The following is a 3,344-nucleotide window of genomic DNA, read 5'->3' as shown; positions in this document are numbered from 1 at the left end:
TCTGCGACTTACACAAAGCGGTGAAGGTTGGGAGCTGGCCGGACCAGACGCGTCGCGATTCGAACTCGTCAACGAATACCTCAGCCATCTGCTGGATCGCAACTACTCGCCAGCGACGGTGCGGGCATACGGGTATGATCTACTAGCATTTTGCCGTTGGTTAATCGATCAGGCCAATGCCCTGGACACCGTGACCACGGACACCTTGCTCGGCTACCTACGAGCGTGTCGGGAAGCAACGATCCCCGGCAGGGCCGGCCCCAACGTGGTATCGATGACCGGCCAGCGCCTGGATCGATACGCAGCGACGACGATCAACCGACGTCTGGCCGCGATCTCGGGGTTATTCACCTTCGCTGGGCTACGCGACCCGGATGCGAAAAATCCCGTCCCCCGCGGACGTGAGGCACGCTGGTTGGCCAGTGGGGAGAAGTCCGGGATGCTCGCTCACACCAGACGTCGACACCAACCCCGCTCGGCGTTGCGGCTACGGGAACCGAAGAAGCTGCCGGTGGCGTTATCAACAGCGGACGCGACGAAGCTAGTCACCAGCCTGCGCACGTGGCGCGACCGAGCAATGGCTGGGCTGATGCTGTGGTGTGGCCTGCGATCGTGTGAGGTACTCGCCCTCCACGTCAAGGACGTCGATATCGGGGGCCGATGGATCACCGTGACCGGGAAAGGGGCGAAGCAGCGTCGCGTGCCCTTAGATGCCGACGTCGCCTCGGTCATCGACGTGTATCTGCTGGCCGAGCGGCCCGCCTCGGACTCTGACCAATTGTTCCTGGTGGCCAAGGGCACCCACCGTGGGCAAGGACTGACTGCAGCTGGGCTGCGGACCATCTTCCGCTACCACCGGGACCTCACGGGCGTGGCCGGTGGACATCCACACGCGCTGCGACACACGTTCGGAACTGTCCTGGCCGAAGCCGGTGTCGATCTCGCAGTGATGCAGGCCCTACTCGGCCATGCCCACGTCGACACCACCGCCCGATACGTGCATTTGGCTCCGGTCCACGTGAAAGGAGAGTTCGATGCAGCACGCGAACGTATCCGCACCCAGCTCCATTGATACCCGCCCAGGACTGAGCGGTGAGGATCTGTTGGCCGCCTATCTCACCCGCCTGGCCGCCACGGGCCGGGGAAACGTGGTCTATGAGCGGGCTGCGCGGAACTTCTTCCGCACCTGGCCCAACCCGCAGGCCTGGGCCGCCCAGCCACTGACCGATCGCCTCGCGGCCGACAATCAGACCCGACCGGTCATCACGTTCCTCATGCTCCACCATGGATTCCGACCTGGCTACGATTATCTACTCGAACGTAAACTGTCCTCGGTGTGGCGCGAAATCGATGGCAGCCCCCTAGAAACCGAAATTGATCGCTTCCTCACAGCTTCCGAAAACCTGGGCTTTTCGATGCGAGTGCGCCTGGCAACCGGTTCGCAAGTGCCGATACGGCTTCTGATTCAGACTGGCCGGGGCATCGCCGATCTGGCTCAGAGTGACCTCGACGAGTTCGCTGCAGCCTGCCACGAACGTACCCAACGCACCGGAATCAATCACCCTCACTACCTCGCAGCCATCAGCAACACCCAGACAGTGTTGTTTCATCTAGGCATCGTCAATTCATTGCCCCGCTGCGGTGGCCCGATTCCATTTCAGGAACGTCTCGCCCAGGTCACGGCTCCGCTCCGGGAAGAAATCATCGGCTACCTGGAAAGGAAGAAAGCCACCTGCCAGACCAAGACCGTCTCAGTATTGGCGACCCGGCTCAAACACTTCGGCGTCTTCCTCGCCACCATCGACCCCGACCTCTCCAGCATCGCCGGACTCGACCGGCGCCGACACATCGAACCCTGGCTGTCATCGCTACTCGACACTGTCAGCGACAAAGATGGGCAACCGATCAGCATCGGCGACCGCAACCGCCGCGTCGTCGCGGTCACGACGTTTCTCACCGACATCACCGAGTGGGGCTGGGACGTCGCCCCGGCCCGGAAAGTCATCTTCCGCGATGACATCCCCAAACTCCCACAAGTCCTCCCACGCTACCTGCCCATCGACGCCGACCGCCGCCTCCAAGAGGCGCTGACCGACCATCCCACCAACGAGCTGGCCGCACTGGCCCTGCGGGTCCAACGTGCCTGCGGGCTACGCATCGGTGAACTACTAGACCTGGAACTGGACTGCGTCCACGAGATCGATGGCAACGGTGCCTGGCTGAAGATCCCGCTGGGCAAAATGGCCACCGAACGCATGGTCCCCCTCGATGTCGAGACTCTCGACCTCATCGACCGGATCACCCAGATCCGCTCCCACGGCAGGCCGTTGCCCCACCCGCGTTACCGGCGGTCTGCACAGTTCCTGTTCACCTACCTCGGACGCCGCCTCACCCAGCAGGGAGTACGCGCCGAACTCGACCACGCCGCCGACATCGCAGGACTCGAACACGTCACGTCCCATCAGTTGCGCCATACTTACGCGACCGCGCTGGTCAATGCCGGCGTCTCCCTGCAAGCACTGATGGCCCTGCTGGGCCACGTCAGTGCTGAGATGAGTCTGCGCTACGGGCGCCTGTTCGACTCCACCGTCCGCGAGGAGTACGAACGCGCACTGGACCTAGCCAAACAGCAGACAGCGCCGCAGGCAACGCCAAACACCGCACCGAGTAACACCGGTCCAGGCGGCAGAACCCAGCTTCCATTGACCGACATCACCGGCGGACAGGACTGGAAAGACACGCCCCTGCTGAAATCGCGGATGGCCGGCGGGTTCTGCCTACGCGCTCCCGCTCAGGGTGCGTGCCCTTATGCCAACATCTGTGAACACTGCCCCAGCTACCGTGCTGATGCCTCGTCGCTGCCGATCCTGGCCGCCCAGCGTGTCGACGCCGAAGCTCTCGCCCGCGACGCCGAAGACCGCGGATGGATCGACGAAGCCGACCGCCACCACAAGCTCATCAGCCGCCTCGACGCGCTGATGGCTAACACGCAGGCCACCGCCGGATGAACTCCAACGACCGGATCAACACTGTCGAGCGTGTCTGTACCGATCTGGTCCGTCACGGCCACCCAGTCACGTTCACCGCCGTTGCCAAAGCTACTGGGCTCAGTCGCTCCACGCTTTACCGCGACACGGACCTGCGCGCCATCGTCGAGCACCATAAACACGCCAAGACCACCGAGACTCCGATGACCGTGATCACCGAGGAGATTACAACGCTACGGGCGGCGGTAAATACTCTGGCCGAACAAATCCGCAGCCACGAAGAACAGCTACGCCGCCTGCGCGACTGACTTCATTAACCGGCCAAAACACCAAACTGACGTTGATTAGCCGGATAAT

The 3,344-nt window shown here is 62.8% G+C and carries 3 protein-coding genes; all 3 read left to right on the top strand.

Annotated features, from left to right (window positions below):
* Positions 1-1,072: tyrosine-type recombinase/integrase (locus BANT918_RS17040; protein ID WP_208618153.1), on the top strand; the 1,072-nt coding region annotated here is incomplete at its 5' end.
* The gene (locus BANT918_RS17035; protein WP_009885490.1) at positions 1,035-3,008 is read left to right on the top strand and encodes a tyrosine-type recombinase/integrase; all 1,974 of its coding nucleotides are present in this window, start codon (positions 1,035-1,037) and stop codon (positions 3,006-3,008) included. The genes BANT918_RS17040 and BANT918_RS17035, both read left to right, overlap by 38 nt.
* A complete protein-coding gene (locus BANT918_RS17030) occupies positions 3,005-3,295 on the top strand; it encodes a DUF6262 family protein (protein ID WP_009885260.1) in 291 nt (96 codons plus the stop codon). Before BANT918_RS17035 ends, BANT918_RS17030 begins: the two co-directional genes overlap by 4 nt.
* Positions 3,296-3,344: the final 49 nt, after the last annotated feature.

This window comes from Brevibacterium antiquum CNRZ 918, from assembly GCF_900169145.1.
Classification (GTDB): domain Bacteria; phylum Actinomycetota; class Actinomycetes; order Actinomycetales; family Brevibacteriaceae; genus Brevibacterium; species Brevibacterium koreense.
The sequence above is the reverse complement of the archived record's forward strand: the minus strand, read 5'-3'. Positions and strand labels throughout refer to the sequence as shown.

Excerpts from the sequence above, each read along its gene's own strand:
- BANT918_RS17030 (WP_009885260.1), top strand. The coding sequence starts at position 3,005 with ATGAACTCCAACGACCGGATCAACACTGTCGAGCGTGTCTGTACCGAT.
- BANT918_RS17035 (WP_009885490.1), top strand. The coding sequence starts at position 1,035 with ATGCAGCACGCGAACGTATCCGCACCCAGCTCCATTGATACCCGCCCA.